We start from the raw sequence: 15,835 nt of genomic DNA on the forward strand, positions 1-15,835 counted from the left end.
GTTACCAATCTGATGTAACCAAAACCCGCTTCGTTCGCCGCGAGCGGGTTTTTTGTATTCCTGAAAGGAGAGGCAGATGTTTGTTCCGTCATCGCTCTGGCTGGCGCTTGATTATTTTACGTATTTTTTTTCCTACGGGATTTTTCTTCCCTACTGGGGCGCATGGCTGAAAGGTGAAGGGCATGATGTGGCAACGGTCGGTATGCTGCTCAGTGTGGGGCTGGTGGCGCGGTTCGTCGGCAGCCTGTTTATCACACCGCTGTTTAAAGACCCGTCACGGCTGATTTTTGCCCTGAGACTGATGGCGCTCTGTTCTTTCCTGTTCGCGGTGGCGTTTTATTTCGGTTCTCACTGGCTCTGGCTCTTTTTTGTTATGGCCGGATTCAACCTCTTTTTCTCGCCGATGATCCCGCTGGGGGATTCCCTCGCCGCAACCTGGCAAAAACAGTTCCCGATGGATTACGGCTCGATCCGTGTCTGGGGATCGGTGGCATTTATCATCGCCACCTCGGTTACCGGGATGCTGATGGATATCTGGAAGCATGAGGTGATTCTGGCTGCATTAGTGGTCAGTACCGGCTCGCTGTTGCTGACGTCGCTGCTGCGACCGCGCATTATGCCGTCCGGAGAGATGAAACAGCGCGGTCCGCAGGTGAAATTCCGTGTTCTGCTGAAAGATAATGCGGTGGTCCGCTTTCTGCTGTGTGTGAGTCTGTTGCAGGGGGCGCATGCCGCCTATTACGGCTTCAGTGTGATTTACTGGCAAAAAGTCGGCTATTCTGATGCCGCGATCGGCTATCTCTGGTCGCTGGGCGTGGTGGCGGAAGTGATTGTCTTTACCTTCAGTAATAAGCTGTTCCGCCGCTGGAGTGCGGCCAATCTGTTACTGCTTTCCGGTATCTGCGGTATTCTTCGCTGGTCGCTGCTGGGCATGTCGGCGGCACTGCCGGTGCTGATTGCGGCGCAGATCCTGCACAGCGGCACCTATACCGTGTGTCATCTGGCGGCCATGCGCTTTATCGGTGCCCGCAAATCCACAGAGATCATTCCGTTACAGGCGGCGTATTCCGCGCTGGCGATGGGCGGGGCGATTGCGGTGATGACGCTGGTGGCCGGGTATCTGTATGAGGATATCCACGGCGGTATATTTTATCTGATGGCACTGACGGTGCTTCCGGCACTGTTCCTGCGCCCGAAAGTCCGGCCGCAGACCCCGGAAAATGCATAATAAAAAAGGGTTATGACGAAAGTCATAACCCTTTTTCACATCTGGCGGAACAGAATCAGCGTTTCAGAGACTCAGTCAGCTCATCACGCAGTTCTGCCAGCAGTTCGCGGACCACACGCGGGCTGCCTGCAACGATGTTGCCGCTGTCGATATAACGGTGGTCACCGGTGAAGTCAGTGACGATACCGCCCGCTTCACGGACCAGCAGTTCACCACCGAGGAAGTCCCACGGCTTCAGGCCGATTTCAAAGAAACCGTCCACACGGCCGGCAGCGAGATAAGCCAGATCCAGTGCGGCAGAGCCGGTACGGCGGAAGTCTGAGCAGCGGGTAAACAGTTTGCCGAGCATTTTGATATAGGTATCAGCGTGCTGTTTGGCTTTGAACGGGAAGCCGGTAGCCAGTACCGCGCCGTCGAGATCACGGGCAGTCGCACCGCGCAGACGGTAGCCGTTTAATTGTGCGCCCTGACCACGGACCGCAGAGAATAATTCGTTACGCATCGGATCGTAAACAACCGCCACTTCAGTGCGGCCTTTGATACGGAATGCGATAGATACCGCGAAGTGCGGGAGACGTTTGACGAAGTTGGTGGTGCCATCCAGGGGATCAATCACCCATTGCATATCATGTTCTTCACCGGGTAACTCACCACACTCTTCGGAGATAATGGTGTGCTTCGGATAAGATTTGCGGATGATCTCGATAATCATCTGCTCGGCTTCGCGATCCACGTTGGTCACAAAGTCATTGGAACCTTTCTGAGTTGTCTCAACAGTGTCAGGCATTTCATAGTGTTTGGCAATCAGGTTGCCGGCCTTACGTGCAGCACGTATGGCGATGGTAAGCATCGGATGCATGGGGTTGTCCACCGGGATGTTAAAGAACGAAAATAAACGCGGCAGAGTATAACAGGTGATCGTCAATCTGACTATTCTTGTGTTAAGATATTGCGATAATTTCTCAAAGAAAGTGTGTTATGTCCGAAAATATCCGAATCGTCCTGGTTGAAACCTCACATACAGGCAATATGGGCTCCGCTGCGCGGGCTATGAAAACAATGGGGTTATCCAGCCTTTATCTGGTCAATCCGCAGGTACAGCCGGACTCTCACGCCATCGCGCTGTCTGCCGGTGCCAGTGATGTTATCGGCAATGCAAAGATTGTCAGCACCCTGGATGAGGCGATTGCCGGTTGTGAACTGGTGATCGGCACCAGTGCCCGGTCACGCACACTGCCGTGGCCGATGGTTGAACCGCGTGAATGCGGGGAAAAAAGTGTTAAAATCGCACAGACCGCACCGGTCGCGATTATTTTCGGCCGTGAACGTGTCGGGCTGACCAACGATGAATTGCAGAAGTGTAATTATCATCTTTATATCCCGACCAACCCGGAATACGGCTCGCTGAACCTGGCGATGGCGGTGCAGCTGGTCAGTTATGAGATCCGGATGGCATTTCTTGCCTCTCAGAATGAGAGCGAACCGGCAAATAATGATGAGGCAGATGAGGTACACTATCCGCCGGCGGATGATATGGAGCGGTTTTACACGCATCTGGAATCGGTACTGAATGAATCCGGTTTTATCCGCAAAGCACACCCGGGTCAGATTATGAACCGTCTGCGCCGCTTATTTACCCGCGCGCATCCGGAAACACAGGAGCTGAATATCCTGCGTGGAATCCTGACTTCTGTTGAGAAATGGGCGAAAAAATAGTTGAGTAAATTACTGGGTTAAATAGTTGACTAAATTACTCAGGAATGACACAATTTCTTCACCATTTATCACGGGGATCCGGTTATGAGACTGACATCAAAAGGGCGCTATGCGGTAACCGCTATGCTCGACGTAGCGCTGCACTCCCATGAGGGGCCCGTACCACTGGCTGACATTTCTGAACGTCAGGGTATCTCCCTCTCTTATCTTGAGCAACTCTTCTCCCGTCTGCGTAAAAACGAGCTGGTTTCCAGCGTTCGCGGGCCGGGCGGCGGGTATCTTCTGGCACGCGGTGCCGGTGAGATTTTCATTGCTCAGGTCATCTCGGCCGTCGATGAATCCGTTGATGCGACCCGCTGTCAGGGAACCCAGGAAGGCTGTCAGGGCGGTGACCGCTGTCTGACACACGCGCTGTGGCGTGACCTGAGTGACCGTATTACTGATTTCTTAAGCAGTATCAGTCTGGAAGAGTTAGTAAATCATAAAGAAGTGATTGATGTTGCTGATCGCCAGGATGATAAACGTCGTGCACATAATCTGGCAATTAACGAAACGATTATCAATCTGCAAGCATAAGCAGAAACCTGCGTTAACAACGCAACCGTAGTTCATGGAGCAATTGAGCGATGAAATTACCGATTTATTTAGATTACTCAGCAACCACCCCGGTTGATCCGCGTGTTGCTGAAAAAATGATGCAATGCCTCACAATGGACGGCATCTTCGGCAACCCGGCCTCACGTTCTCACCGCTTTGGCTGGCAGGCCGAAGAGGCTGTCGATATTGCCCGTAACCAGATTGCTGATCTGGTCGGCGCTGACCCGCGTGAAATCGTGTTCACTTCCGGTGCCACCGAGTCTGACAACCTGGCGATTAAAGGTGCAGCCAAATTCTATGAGAAAAAAGGCAAGCACATTATTACCTGTAAAACTGAGCATAAAGCGGTACTCGATACCTGCCGTCAGTTAGAGCGCGAAGGGTTTGAAGTAACCTATCTTGCGCCGCAGCGTAATGGCCTGATCGACCTGGCTGAACTCGAAGCTGCAATGCGTGAAGACACCATTTTAGTCTCAATCATGCATGTGAATAACGAAATCGGTGTGATTCAGGATATCGAAGCAATCGGTGAACTGTGCCGCAGCAAAGGGATTGTTTTCCATGTGGATGCCACCCAGAGCGTCGGTAAAGTGCCGGTTGATTTAAGCAAACTGAAAGTGGATCTGATGTCCTTCTCCGGCCATAAGATTTACGGCCCGATGGGTATCGGCGCACTGTATGTCCGCCGCAAACCGCGTATCCGCATTGAAGCGCAGATGCACGGCGGTGGTCACGAGCGCGGTATGCGTTCCGGTACACTGGCAGTTCATCAGATTGTCGGTATGGGTGAAGCTTACCGTATCGCCAAAGAAGAGATGGCAGCGGAAGCTGAGCGTCTGTCCGCACTGCGTATGCGTCTGTGGAACGGTATCAAAGATATCGAAGAAACCTATCTGAACGGTTGCCCGGAGCACTCCGCACCGAATATTCTTAACGTCAGTTTCAACTATGTTGAAGGTGAATCCCTGATGATGGCGCTGAAAGATCTCGCGGTATCATCCGGTTCTGCCTGTACGTCCGCCAGCCTGGAGCCGTCATATGTTCTGCGCGCCCTGGGTATGACCGATGAACTGGCGCACAGCTCAATCCGCTTCTCTCTGGGTCGTTTCACGACTGAGGAAGAGATTGACTATGCTATCAAACTTATCCATAACGCAATTGGCCGCCTGCGCGATCTTTCCCCGCTGTGGGAAATGCACAAGCAAGGTGTTGATATTAACAGTATTGAATGGTCACACCATTAATCAGACGGTTTCAGGAGTATAAACAATGGCTTATAGCGATAAAGTAATCGATCACTACGAAAACCCGCGCAACGTCGGCTCATTCGACAACGAAGACCCGACTGTCGGCAGCGGCATGGTGGGTGCACCGGCCTGTGGTGACGTAATGAAGTTACAGATCAAAGTTGATGATAACGGCGTGATTGAAGACGCACGTTTCAAAACCTACGGCTGCGGCTCGGCGATTGCGTCAAGCTCACTGGTGACTGAGTGGATGAAAGGGAAGACCCTGGATGAAGCGGAAGCCATCAAAAATACCGCGATTGCGGAAGAACTGGAATTACCGCCGGTGAAAATTCACTGCTCGATTCTGGCTGAAGATGCGATCAAAGCAGCAATTGCGGATTACAAAAGTAAACGCCGGGGCAACTAATAGCCCGCCGCTGCCGGTGTGCAGCAGGTAAAACAATAAAATAATGGCGGATACTGATCCCATCGGTCATCCGCCATACTGGTTTATAGAGCGAGGTGTGTAATGTCCGTTTCTCTTACAGAAAGTGCGGCAAGCCGGGTCACCAGTTTTCTGGCAAACCGCGGTAAAGGAGTAGGTCTGCGGTTAGGCGTGAGAACCTCCGGTTGCTCTGGTATGGCTTACGTACTTGAATTTGCCGATGTCATTAATGAAGATGATGTCGTCTTTGAAGATCACGGCGTAAAAGTGATCATCGACGGAAAAAGTATTGTGTATCTTGACGGCACGGAAGTGGATTTCGTGAAGGAAGGGTTAAACGAAGGGTTTAAATTCAATAACCCGAACGTCAACAGCGAATGCGGCTGCGGCGAGAGTTTTCACGTTTAACTGATCCATTTATCCGCGAAGAGAACACGATGAACTATTTTTCCCTGTTCAGCCTGCCTGTGCGTTATGACCTTGACACACAGGCACTTGCCGGTCGTTATCAGGATTTGCAGCGCCAGTATCACCCGGACAGATTTGCCGCCGGTGATGCGAAAGAACAAGCGCAGGCACTGACAATGGCCGCGACCATCAATGACGCCTACCAGTCCCTGAAACATCCCCTGAAACGTGCGGAATACATGCTGCTGTTACATGATATTGATATCAATAATGAACAGCACACAATGCATGATACTGCATTTCTGATGGAGCAGCTGGAACTGCGCGAAGCCCTCGATATCATCGAACAGAAACAGGACAGTGATGCACTGGCCGGTTTTGCTGCCACTATCACTAAAATGACAAAAACCCGGATGGCAGAGATGATTCATCAGCTGGATGACGAAGACTGGACCGCTGCAGCGGACAGCGTGCGTAAATTACGATTTTTGAGTAAACTGACGCAACAAATTGAAAATCTTGAAGAACGTTTGCTCGACAGTTTCTAGGGGAAAATATGGCACTGTTACAAATCAGCGAACCGGGACAGGCTCCCGCCCCGCATCAGCGCCGCCTTGCCGCGGGTATTGATTTAGGCACCACTCATTCACTGGTCGCCACTGTGCGCAGTGGTGAAACCGATGTGCTGCCCGATCACGAAGGGCGTTATTTACTGCCTTCTGTCGTGCAGTACAGCGCGGACAGCCGCCGGGTCGGCTGGGATGCCCGCGCAAATGCGGCGGCCGATCCTCAGAATACGATTATCTCTGTCAAACGCATGATGGGGCGCTCGCTGACCGATATCACTGAGCGCTATCCTGATCTGCCGTATCAGTTGCAGGCGGGTGAAAACGGCCTGCCAATCATCCGCACTGCGGCCGGGCTGACAGATCCTGTCCGTGTCTCGGCGGATATTCTGTCCGTGCTGGCACAGCGCGCGCAGGAAACCCTCGGTGGTGAACTGGATGGCGTGGTGATCACTGTTCCCGCGTATTTCGATGATGCGCAGCGTCAGGGCACCAAAGATGCCGCCCGCCTTGCCGGATTACACGTTTTACGTCTGCTGAATGAGCCGACAGCGGCGGCAATCGCCTACGGGCTGGATTCCGGTCAGGAAGGGGTGATTGCGGTTTATGACCTCGGCGGCGGTACGTTTGATATCTCTGTGCTGCGTCTGAGCCGTGGTGTATTTGAAGTGCTGGCCACCGGCGGTGATACCGCGCTCGGCGGTGATGATTTCGATAATCTGATTGCTGACTGGATTTATGAGCAGCGCGGCATTCAGTCACAGGGGCATTCGCAGCACCGCGAAGTATTAAATGCGGCGGCGGAAGCCAAAATTGCACTGTCTGATGCCGCACAAACCACCATCTCCCTGGATGGCTGGCAGGGTGTGCTGACCCGTGAGACCTTCGAGGAACTCATTCGTCCGCTGGTCAGAAAAACCCTGATGACCTGCCGCCGTGCCCTGAAAGATGCGGGAACGGATCAGGATGAAGTCCGCGAAGTGGTGATGGTCGGCGGATCAACCCGCGTGCCGCTGGTGCGTGAGCTGGTCGGTGAGTTCTTCAGCAAAGAGCCGCTGACCTCGATTGACCCGGACAAAGTGGTTGCTATCGGTGCCGCGATTCAGGCAGATATTCTGGCCGGTAACAAACCGGACAGCGACATGCTGCTGCTGGATGTGATCCCGCTTTCGCTGGGGCTGGAAACTATGGGCGGCCTGGTGGAAAAAGTCATTCCGCGCAACACCACCATTCCGGCAGCCCGTGCCCAGGAATTTACCACCTTTAAAGACGGCCAGACCGCCATGACCATTCATGTGCTGCAGGGCGAGCGGGAAATGGTCAGCGACTGCCGTTCCCTGGCACGTTTTACCCTGCGCGGCATCCCGCCGATGGCCGCCGGTAATGCCCATATCCGTGTCACCTTCCAGGTGGATGCGGACGGGCTGCTGAGTGTCAGTGCACTGGAGAAATCCACCGGTGTGCAGGCCTCAGTTCAGATCAAACCGTCTTACGGCCTGAGCGATACCGATATCGCCGGGATGATCAAAGATTCACTCGAAAACGCAGAAAACGATTTATCCACCCGCCGTCTGGCGGAACAAAAAGTGGAAGCTGCCCGCCTGCTGGAGAGCCTGACTCAGGCGCTTTCAGAGGATGGCAATTTACTGAGCGACGACGAAAATGCCGCTATTGATGCGGCAGTCGGTGTGCTTATTGAGAGCGTTGAAGGCGACTCACCAGCCGCCATTGAAAACGCAATTAAACAACTGGACAAGCAAACACAGGTATTCGCGGCGCGCCGGATGGACAATTCTGTCCGCAAGGCACTCGCGGGCCACTCTGTGGATGAGATATAACGGGAAGATTATGCCTAAGATTGTTTTTTTACCGCATGAGTCATTATGCCCTGAAGGTGCGGTATACGACGCAAATGAAGGTGAGTCAATTCTGGATGTTGCCCTGCGTAACGGTATCGAAATTGAACATGCCTGTGAGAAATCATGTGCCTGCACAACCTGTCACTGTATCGTCCGCGAAGGGTTTGACTCCCTCGGAGAGAGCAGTGAGCTGGAAGATGACATGCTGGACAAAGCCTGGGGACTCGAGCCGGAAAGCCGTCTGAGCTGCCAGGCGAAAGTCGCGGATGAAGACCTGGTGGTGGAAATTCCGAAATACACCATCAACCACGCGCGTGAGCACTGATAAAGGAGCCTGAAATGGGACTGAAATGGCAGGACAGCCGTGAAATCGGCGAAGCTCTGTATGATCTGTACCCGGACACAGATCCGAAAACAGTGCGTTTCACCGATATGCACCAGTGGATCTGCGAACTGGAAGAATTTGACGATGCCCCTGAAAAATCTAACGAAAAAGTATTAGAAGCAATTTTGTTAGTCTGGCTCGACGAATTTGAATGATGTCTTTTGTTACGCGCATCAGGCCGCACAATTGTGTTAGCGTGCGGTCTCTGATGCGCGTATGCTGTTACCGCCTCCTGTGCAGACCGGCACGCCGTGCATTCCTCAAATAAAATCTGACTGTTACGGCAGTCTAAAAGTCAAAAGAGAGAACGAAATGACGCAACTCATCATGCCTGTAACCTTATCGTATGAACCTGCTTCTCCGGCGTGGGGAGAGAAAGCCCTGGTCAGCGCGACTGACAAAGGAATGACCGTTCATTTAAGCCGTAAAGGGATGCTGTGCGCCGTGCAGAGCGCGGGCCGCAAAATCGATGGTCAGGGTATCCGTAATGTGGTACTGAGCGGCAGTAACTGGGATCTGGAAACCAGCTGGGCATTCTGGCAGGGCTTCCGTGGTCCGAAAGGCGCACGCTCGATTGAATGGCCGGAATTACCGGAAGCGGATAAAACCGAACTGGAACACCGTATCCGTATCATCGACTGGGTACGCGACGTTATCAATACCCCGGCGGAAGAGCTGAGCCCGGAACAACTGGCGCAGCGTGCGGTTGATCTGCTGTGCGGTGTTTCCTGCAATTCAGTCGGTTACCGTATCATCAAAGGGGAAGATTTACGCGAGCAGGGCTATATGGGGATCCATACGGTTGGCCGTGGTTCTGTACGTCCGCCGGTACTGCTGGCGCTGGATTACAATCCGGGCAAACAGGAAAATGCGCCGGTGTTCGCCAGCCTGGTCGGTAAAGGGATAACCTTTGACTCCGGCGGCTACAGCCTGAAACCAACTTCCTCCATGGACTCCATGAAATCCGATATGGGCGGCGCAGCCACCCTGACCGGCGCACTGGCAATGGCTATCAGCCGCGGCCTGCAAAAGCGCGTCAAACTGTACCTGTGCATCGCGGATAACCTGGTGAGCGGTAATGCCTTCAAACTGGGTGATATTATCCGTTACAGCAACGGTAAATCCGTTGAAATCATGAATACTGATGCGGAAGGGCGTCTGGTACTGGCGGATGGTCTGATTGAAGCGGACAAAGATAACGCCGGGTTTATCATTGATGCAGCGACCCTGACCGGGGCGGCGAAAACTGCCGTCGGTAACGACTATCACTCTGTGATGAGCTTCGATGATGCGCTGTACAATGAACTGATGTCAGCCGCTGATCAGGAAAAAGAGATGTTCTGGCGCCTGCCGCTGGCAGAATTCCACCGCCGTCAGATGCCGTCCTCCTTTGCGGATCTGAGCAACACCGGGGCACCGAATACTGCCGGGGCAAGTACCGCTGCGGCATTCCTGTCTCATTTTGTGGAAGATTACCGTAAAAACTGGCTGCACATTGACTGCTCAGCCACTTACCGCAAAGCGCCGTCAGACTTATGGTCTGCGGGTGCAACCGGGTACGGTGTGCGCACTGTGGCGGCACTGCTGCTGAAAAAAGCCGGACAGTAACCGGGTATTGCCCTGCTGATTCTGCTGTAAAACGGTCACATAACATGTGGCCGTTTTTCTGTGATATTTACGAAGACAGATGCTGAAATAAGGAGTTCTGTAATGGCGGATATACTCCCGGTACAGGAAGTGATGATTGAACAGGGCAGCGCACTGCTGCTCAGCGTACCGGAAAACAAACCGGACGCGGTGCTTGATGCGCTGACCGGCGTGTTTAAACAGCACAAACCGGTGCGCCGTGCATTTTGGGTAATGGCTGCCGAAAAAAACAATACTGTCCCGGATGAACCGGTGCTGCTGATTGTGCTGGAGCTGAATGAAGAGCAGGAAGTGGATACCGTGATCCGTCAGGCGGCTGAGGCTGCGATGGAGCACCTTGCTGACGGGGAGCATATTGATTTTTGTCTGTTAAATCCGGATGAAAATGACGGGCTGACGCACTTCCTGACACAGCACACTCAGGCATTCTATCAGCGCCGTCTCGGTGGCTGGCTGCGTAACGCCATTCCGGTAACAGAAGCGTAACAATAATTTATCCGGATGGTGAATATGTGTAGTGCATATATTCAGAATAATGCACTATACGCTTGTTTAGGCTTTGTTTACACTTCGTGAAATAATACCGAACAAGTGCCCGTTTTCCGGGCTCACCAGAAAGGATTGATTATGCGTTCTCCGATTGCAGGACAGGGTCCCGGCAAAAAACGCTGCATTGCAGTGCTTCTTGCATCAGCGCTGGCGCTCATGGGTTGTGATGACACCGGCAGTAAAACCACGGCGGCGGGCAGCAATGACAGCGCGCCGGCCAATAATAATAAAGAAAACTCGTCTTCTTCATCTGCTTCCTCTCCGTCTGCGAAAAAAACACAGGATGCCGCATCACTGGCAGAGCTGAGTAAGCGCTACGCCGGGAAAGATGTGACTATCATCGACGCCTCTGAGATCCAGCTCGACGGCGCAAATGCGATGGTGGTGACCTTCTCTGTTCCGCTGGATCCGAACCAGGATTTCAGTCAGTTTGCCCGTCTGGTGGACGTGAAAAACGGCAAGCTGGAAGGTGCCTGGGAGCTGTCGGATAACCTGATGGAACTGCGCATGCGCCATCTGCCGCCGTCACGGGAATTGCAGCTGAGTATCGATCGCGGCGTGCGCGGTATCAATGAGCGCACACTGGTTAATGGTTATGACTTAAAACTGACCACTGCGGATGTGGTACCGAGTGTCGGTTTTGCCAGCCGCGGCTCGCTGTTCCCGGCTGATGTCCTGCAGGGACTGCCGGTATTCGCGCTGAACGTGGACAGTATTGATGTCAATTTTTACCGCATCAAACCGGATTCCCTGGCGTCTTTCCTCGCCAGCTGGCAGTACGGCAACAATCTCCAGTACTGGAATTCTGATGACCTGCTGAATAACACTGATCTGGTCTATACCGGGCGTTTTGATCTCAATCCGCAGAAAAACACCCGTGAAAATATGCAGATCCCGCTGAAGGATATCAAGCCGTTACAGGAAGAGGGCGTGTATCTGGCGGTGATGCAGCAGGCCGGGCGTTACAGCTACACCATGCCGGCCACACTCTTTACCCTGAGTGATATCGGCGTTTCCATGCACAGCTATCTTAATGAGCTGGATGTATTTACTCAGTCGCTGGCGAAAGGCAGTGCACTGAAAGGCGTGGAAATCCGTCTGCTCGACAGCAAAGGTCAGCTTCTGGGCAAAGCAGAAACCGACAGCAGCGGTCATGCAAAACTGGATCGCGGGGCGGATGCCGCGCTGTTACTGGCGATTAATAACGGCCAGACCAGTATGATCGACCTGAAAAACCCGGCGCTTGACCTGGCAGAGTTTGATATCGCCGGTCCGCAGGGCTATGCAAAACAATTCTTCGTTTTTGGTCCGCGTGATCTGTACCGTCCGGGGGAAACTCTGGTAATTAACGGCCTGCTGCGCGACGGCGATGGCCATCCGGTTAAAGATCAGCCTGTCAAAGTGGATGTGCTGAAAAATGACGGTCAGGTGGCTTCCACCTTCGTCTGGCAGCCGGAAAACGGTCTTTATCAGTACCAGTATGCGATTCCGGAAAACATTGAGACCGGTAAGCTGACACTGCGTTTTGACCTCGGGGATAACACACCGCGCTTCTACAGCGTCAATGTGGAAGATTTCATGCCTGAGCGCATGGCGATGGAAATCAAAACCGACAAACAGCCGATCACCACACAGCAATCCGCTGATTTTGAAATTGAAGGCCATTATCTCTATGGAGCGCCTGCTGCCGGTAATCAGCTGACCGGGCAGCTGTTTATGCGTCCGGATCGTGAGGCATCCGCCAAATTGCCGGGCTTTGAATTCGGTGATATTCAGGAAGAGAGCCTGACCCGCACCCTGGATGAGTTCGACGAAACCATGGATGACGGCGGCGAACTGGCTTTCACCATCAGTAATGATTACTGGAAAGAGGTGAAATCGCCGTTTAAATTAATCCTCCAGGCAAGCCTGATGGAAACCGGCGGCCGTCCGGTGACCCGCCGTGCGGATGTCGCGGTATGGCCAGCCGCGAAAATGACCGGTATTCGTCCGGTCTTCGCCAAAAAAGAGGTTTACGACTACCGCACTGACAAATATGTGTCGCAGTACAGCATGGATGAAGATTCACTGGCTGAATTCGAAATTGTCTATACCGACCGTCAGGGTAATAAGTTAAAAGCGGATGATCTGAATGCGCGTCTGATTTATGAGCGCCGTGATTATTACTGGCGCTGGTCCGACTCCGAAGGCTGGTCATCCGGTTATGATCAGAAAGACCTCGTGATGTCTGATGACAAAATCAGTATCGCCAAAGACGGTACCGCAAAAGTGACCGTCCCGGTCTCCTGGGGGGCATACCGTCTGGAAGTGGTGGATCCGTCTACCGGGCTGACCAGCAGTGTGCGTTTCTGGGCGGGCTATTCCTGGCAGGATAACACCGGCGGTACCGGTGCGGTTCGCCCGGACCAGGTGAAACTGAAACTGGATAAACCAAATTATCACGCCGGTGATAAAGTTAAACTGAATGTGACTGCACCGCAGGCCGGTAAAGGCTATGTGCTTCTGGAATCCAGTGACGGCCCGCTGTGGTGGCAGGAAGTGGATGTGCCGGAAGGCGGCATCGATGTGGAAGTCCCGCTGAACAAAGAGTGGACACGCCACGACCTGTACGCGACTGCGGTGGTTGTCCGCCCGGGCGACAGCTCCCGTCAGGCGACCGTCAAACGCGCGGTCGGTATCCTGCATATCCCGATGGCCGATCCGGCCCGTAAGATTGATGTGACATTGGATACGCCGGCCCGCATCCGTCCGAATCAGGATCTGACCGTTAAAATCAAAGCAAAAGCACAGGACGGCAAAGCAGCACCGGAAAAAGTGAATGTGCTGATTTCCGCCGTGGACACCGGTGTGCTCAATATCACCGACTATAAAACGCCGGATCCGTATGACGCCTTCTTCGGCCGCAAACGCTACAGCGTGGACCAGTATGATGTCTATGGACAGTTGATTGAGGGCAGTGGTCGTCTCGGCACACTGCGGTTTGGTGGTGACGGCGGCGATGATCTCGATCGCGGCGGCCTGAAACCGCTGACCGAAGTGCAGATTATCGCGCAGCAGGCGGCACCGGTGGAACTGAATGCGCAGGGCGAAGGGACTGTTACTCTGCCGATTCCGGATTTCAACGGTGAACTGCGCCTGATGGCTCAGGCCTGGACGGACGAAGATTTCGGACATGCGCAGAATAAAGTGATTGTTGCTGCACCGGTGATCAGTCAGATGGCACTGCCGCGCTTTATGGCCGGTGGTGACCGTTCACAGCTGACGCTGGATCTGACCAACCTGACCGATGAAACACAGAATCTGACCGTGAATTTCAGTGCGGACGGCATGGTGCATCTCAAAGGGGCGGCAGAGAAAGAAGTCACCCTGGCGAAAGGCCAGCGCACCTCCGTGAATGTCCCGGTTGAAGCTGCCAACGGCTTTGGTCAGGGCGAGGTGTTCATGACGGTCAAAGGGCTGAAACTGCCTGATGAAAGCAGCAACACCTACAAAAACAGCTGGAAAATCGGTGTGCGTCCGGCATACCCGGCTGAAACTGTTTCTTACTCCATGTCACTCGGCAATGGCGGGGAATGGGCGTTACCGGCAGATCAAATCGGTTATCTGGATGCCGGTACCGTGTCCGGTGAAATGACGCTGACCAGCCGTCCGCCGCTGGATATCTCGCGTTACATCCGTGAACTCTATGCCTATCCGTACGGCTGTCTGGAGCAGACAGTGAGCGGGCTGTATCCGTCTCTGTACTCCTCTGAGGCTGAGCTGAAAAAACTGGGCATCAAAACCCAGACGGACGCCGGACGCCGTCAGGCGGTGATGACCGGTATCCCGCATCTGCTCGGCATGCAGCGCAGTGACGGCAGTTTCTCCCTGTGGGATAACAGCGGCGCGGAAGAGCCGTGGCTGACCGCATACGCGACAGATTTTCTGTTCCGTGCCGGACAGCGCGGGTTTGATGTCCCGGCGGATGCCCTGAGTAACGCCAATAACCGCCTGCTGCGTTATCTGCAGGATCGCTCGGTGATCAGCAGCAACTATTACGGTAACAGCGATCAGATGCGCTTTGCGGTACAGGCGTATGCCGGTTATGTGCTGGCACAGCAGCAGAAAGCACCGCTCGGTGCACTGCGTCAGGTCTATCAGCGCCGTGATGATGCCGCAAGCGGACTGGCACTGGTACAGCTGGGTATCGCCCTGAAGAAAATGGGGGATGCGGATCGCGGTAACGAAGCCATCCGTCTGGGTGTGATGAAGAACCGTGACAGCGTCTACACCGGCGATTACGGCAGCACCATCCGTGATGATGCGATGATTATTGCGCTGCTGAGTGAGGCGGATTCCAATGCGGATCAGCGTTACGGCAAGTTGCAGGCACTCTCTGCGGAGATACAGAATAACCGTTACTTCTCCACTCAGGAGAGCAACGCCCTGTATCTGGCAGGCCGTCAGTACATTAATCAGAGCGAAAAACCGTGGTCTGCCCTGATCAACGGACAGGCCCCGGCGGTCAGCCGTGACAGCGCACTGCGTGAAATCCTCACCGCGGCACAGCTGAACAACGGCATCAGTGTCGCGAACCGCGGGGATGCGGAGCTGTTCGGTCGTGTGAATATCACCGGCTATCCGTTACAGGCACCGCACCCGTCATCTGAAGTGCTGAAGATCAAGCGGACGTATATGGATCTGAACGGTAATCCGATCAGTATTGACCGTCTGAGCAGTGGTGACCTGGTGGCAGTCCGTCTGGATATTCAGGCTGACCGCAACGTGCCGGATGCGCTGGTGGTGGATCTGTTACCGGCCGGTCTGGAGCTGGAAAACCAGAACCTGGCGGCAGCCAGTGCAAGTCTGGCGGACAGTGCGCCGAACCTGGCTGAAGCTATCCGGGATATGCAGCAGGCCAATATCCGTCATACCGAGTACCGCGATGATCGGTTTGTCTCCCAGGTGGCGGTGGAAGAGTACCGTCCGGTGACGCTGGTCTATCTGGCCCGCGCGGTTACACCGGGTAAATACAGTGTTCCTGCACCACAGGTGGAATCGATGTATATTCCGTCCTGGCGTGCCACCGGTGTGATACCGGCGACACTGGAAGTGGTTCGTTAACAGCACCGTTTGTTGTCCGCAGCCTCCGGGCTGCGGCAGCAAAATATGTTTTATGCCCTTATAACAAACTATAAGGGCATTTTTATCTTAAGAATTCTGATAA

Annotated in this window: 14 protein-coding genes; 13 read left to right on the forward strand and 1 reads right to left on the reverse strand. The window is 53.8% G+C overall.

All coding sequences use genetic code 11. The annotated features are described in order from the left end of the window. Positions 1-76: 76 nt before the first annotated feature. Positions 77-1,228, forward strand: coding sequence for a 3-phenylpropionate MFS transporter (locus X965_RS13830; RefSeq protein ID WP_004236942.1), 1,152 nt, complete (start codon positions 77-79; stop codon positions 1,226-1,228). 55 nt (positions 1,229-1,283) lie between these two features. On the opposite strand, the gene suhB is transcribed toward X965_RS13830, so the two are convergent. Further along, complete coding sequence (gene suhB, locus X965_RS13835; protein ID WP_004236941.1) at positions 1,284-2,087, reverse strand: inositol-1-monophosphatase; 804 nt, start codon at positions 2,085-2,087, stop codon at positions 1,284-1,286. A 119-nt stretch (positions 2,088-2,206) separates the two neighbouring features. Between suhB and trmJ the strand changes: the two genes are divergently transcribed. The 12 genes from trmJ (at position 2,207) to X965_RS13895 (ending at position 15,732) form a co-directional block, all read left to right on the forward strand. After that, positions 2,207-2,944 (forward strand): tRNA (cytosine(32)/uridine(32)-2'-O)-methyltransferase TrmJ, encoded by a 738-nt coding sequence (gene trmJ, locus X965_RS13840; protein ID WP_004236940.1) that lies wholly within the window; start codon positions 2,207-2,209, stop codon positions 2,942-2,944. An 84-nt stretch (positions 2,945-3,028) separates the two neighbouring features. Continuing rightward, entirely contained in the window at positions 3,029-3,520 is a 492-nt protein-coding gene (gene iscR, locus X965_RS13845; RefSeq protein WP_004236939.1) for a Fe-S cluster assembly transcriptional regulator IscR, read from the forward strand. A gap of 50 nt (positions 3,521-3,570) precedes the next feature. After that, positions 3,571-4,785: an IscS subfamily cysteine desulfurase gene (locus X965_RS13850; RefSeq protein WP_004236937.1), complete on the forward strand. Its 1,215-nt coding sequence runs from the start codon at positions 3,571-3,573 to the stop codon at positions 4,783-4,785. Between the two features lie 25 nt (positions 4,786-4,810). Continuing rightward, positions 4,811-5,197, forward strand: a complete 387-nt coding sequence (gene iscU / locus X965_RS13855) for a Fe-S cluster assembly scaffold IscU (RefSeq protein WP_004236936.1) — start codon at positions 4,811-4,813, stop codon at positions 5,195-5,197. 102 nt (positions 5,198-5,299) lie between these two features. Then, positions 5,300-5,623 (forward strand): iron-sulfur cluster assembly protein IscA, encoded by a 324-nt coding sequence (iscA, locus tag X965_RS13860; protein WP_036418512.1) that lies wholly within the window; start codon positions 5,300-5,302, stop codon positions 5,621-5,623. 29 nt (positions 5,624-5,652) lie between these two features. After that, on the forward strand, positions 5,653-6,171 hold the full coding sequence (gene hscB, locus X965_RS13865) for a co-chaperone HscB (protein WP_004236934.1): 519 nt from the start codon (positions 5,653-5,655) through the stop codon (positions 6,169-6,171). An 8-nt stretch (positions 6,172-6,179) separates the two neighbouring features. Further along, positions 6,180-8,027: a Fe-S protein assembly chaperone HscA gene (hscA, locus tag X965_RS13870; RefSeq protein WP_036418514.1), complete on the forward strand. Its 1,848-nt coding sequence runs from the start codon at positions 6,180-6,182 to the stop codon at positions 8,025-8,027. 10 nt (positions 8,028-8,037) lie between these two features. Beyond that, positions 8,038-8,373, forward strand: a complete 336-nt coding sequence (gene fdx / locus X965_RS13875; protein WP_004236932.1) for an ISC system 2Fe-2S type ferredoxin — start codon at positions 8,038-8,040, stop codon at positions 8,371-8,373. Positions 8,374-8,387: 14 nt separating this feature from the next. Continuing rightward, a complete protein-coding gene (iscX, locus tag X965_RS13880; protein ID WP_004236931.1) occupies positions 8,388-8,588 on the forward strand; it encodes a Fe-S cluster assembly protein IscX in 201 nt (66 codons plus the stop codon). 157 nt (positions 8,589-8,745) lie between these two features. Continuing rightward, on the forward strand, positions 8,746-10,041 hold the full coding sequence (gene pepB, locus X965_RS13885; protein WP_015422612.1) for an aminopeptidase PepB: 1,296 nt from the start codon (positions 8,746-8,748) through the stop codon (positions 10,039-10,041). A 102-nt stretch (positions 10,042-10,143) separates the two neighbouring features. Next, entirely contained in the window at positions 10,144-10,566 is a 423-nt protein-coding gene (locus tag X965_RS13890) for an enhanced serine sensitivity protein SseB C-terminal domain-containing protein (RefSeq protein ID WP_004236928.1), read from the forward strand. Between the two features lie 141 nt (positions 10,567-10,707). After that, complete coding sequence (locus tag X965_RS13895; protein ID WP_036418515.1) at positions 10,708-15,732, forward strand: alpha-2-macroglobulin; 5,025 nt, start codon at positions 10,708-10,710, stop codon at positions 15,730-15,732. The last annotated feature ends 103 nt before the right edge of the window (positions 15,733-15,835 follow it).

The sequence above is a fragment of the Morganella sp. EGD-HP17 genome, from assembly GCF_000512315.2.
In the GTDB taxonomy this organism is placed as follows: Bacteria; Pseudomonadota; Gammaproteobacteria; order Enterobacterales; family Enterobacteriaceae; genus Morganella; species Morganella morganii.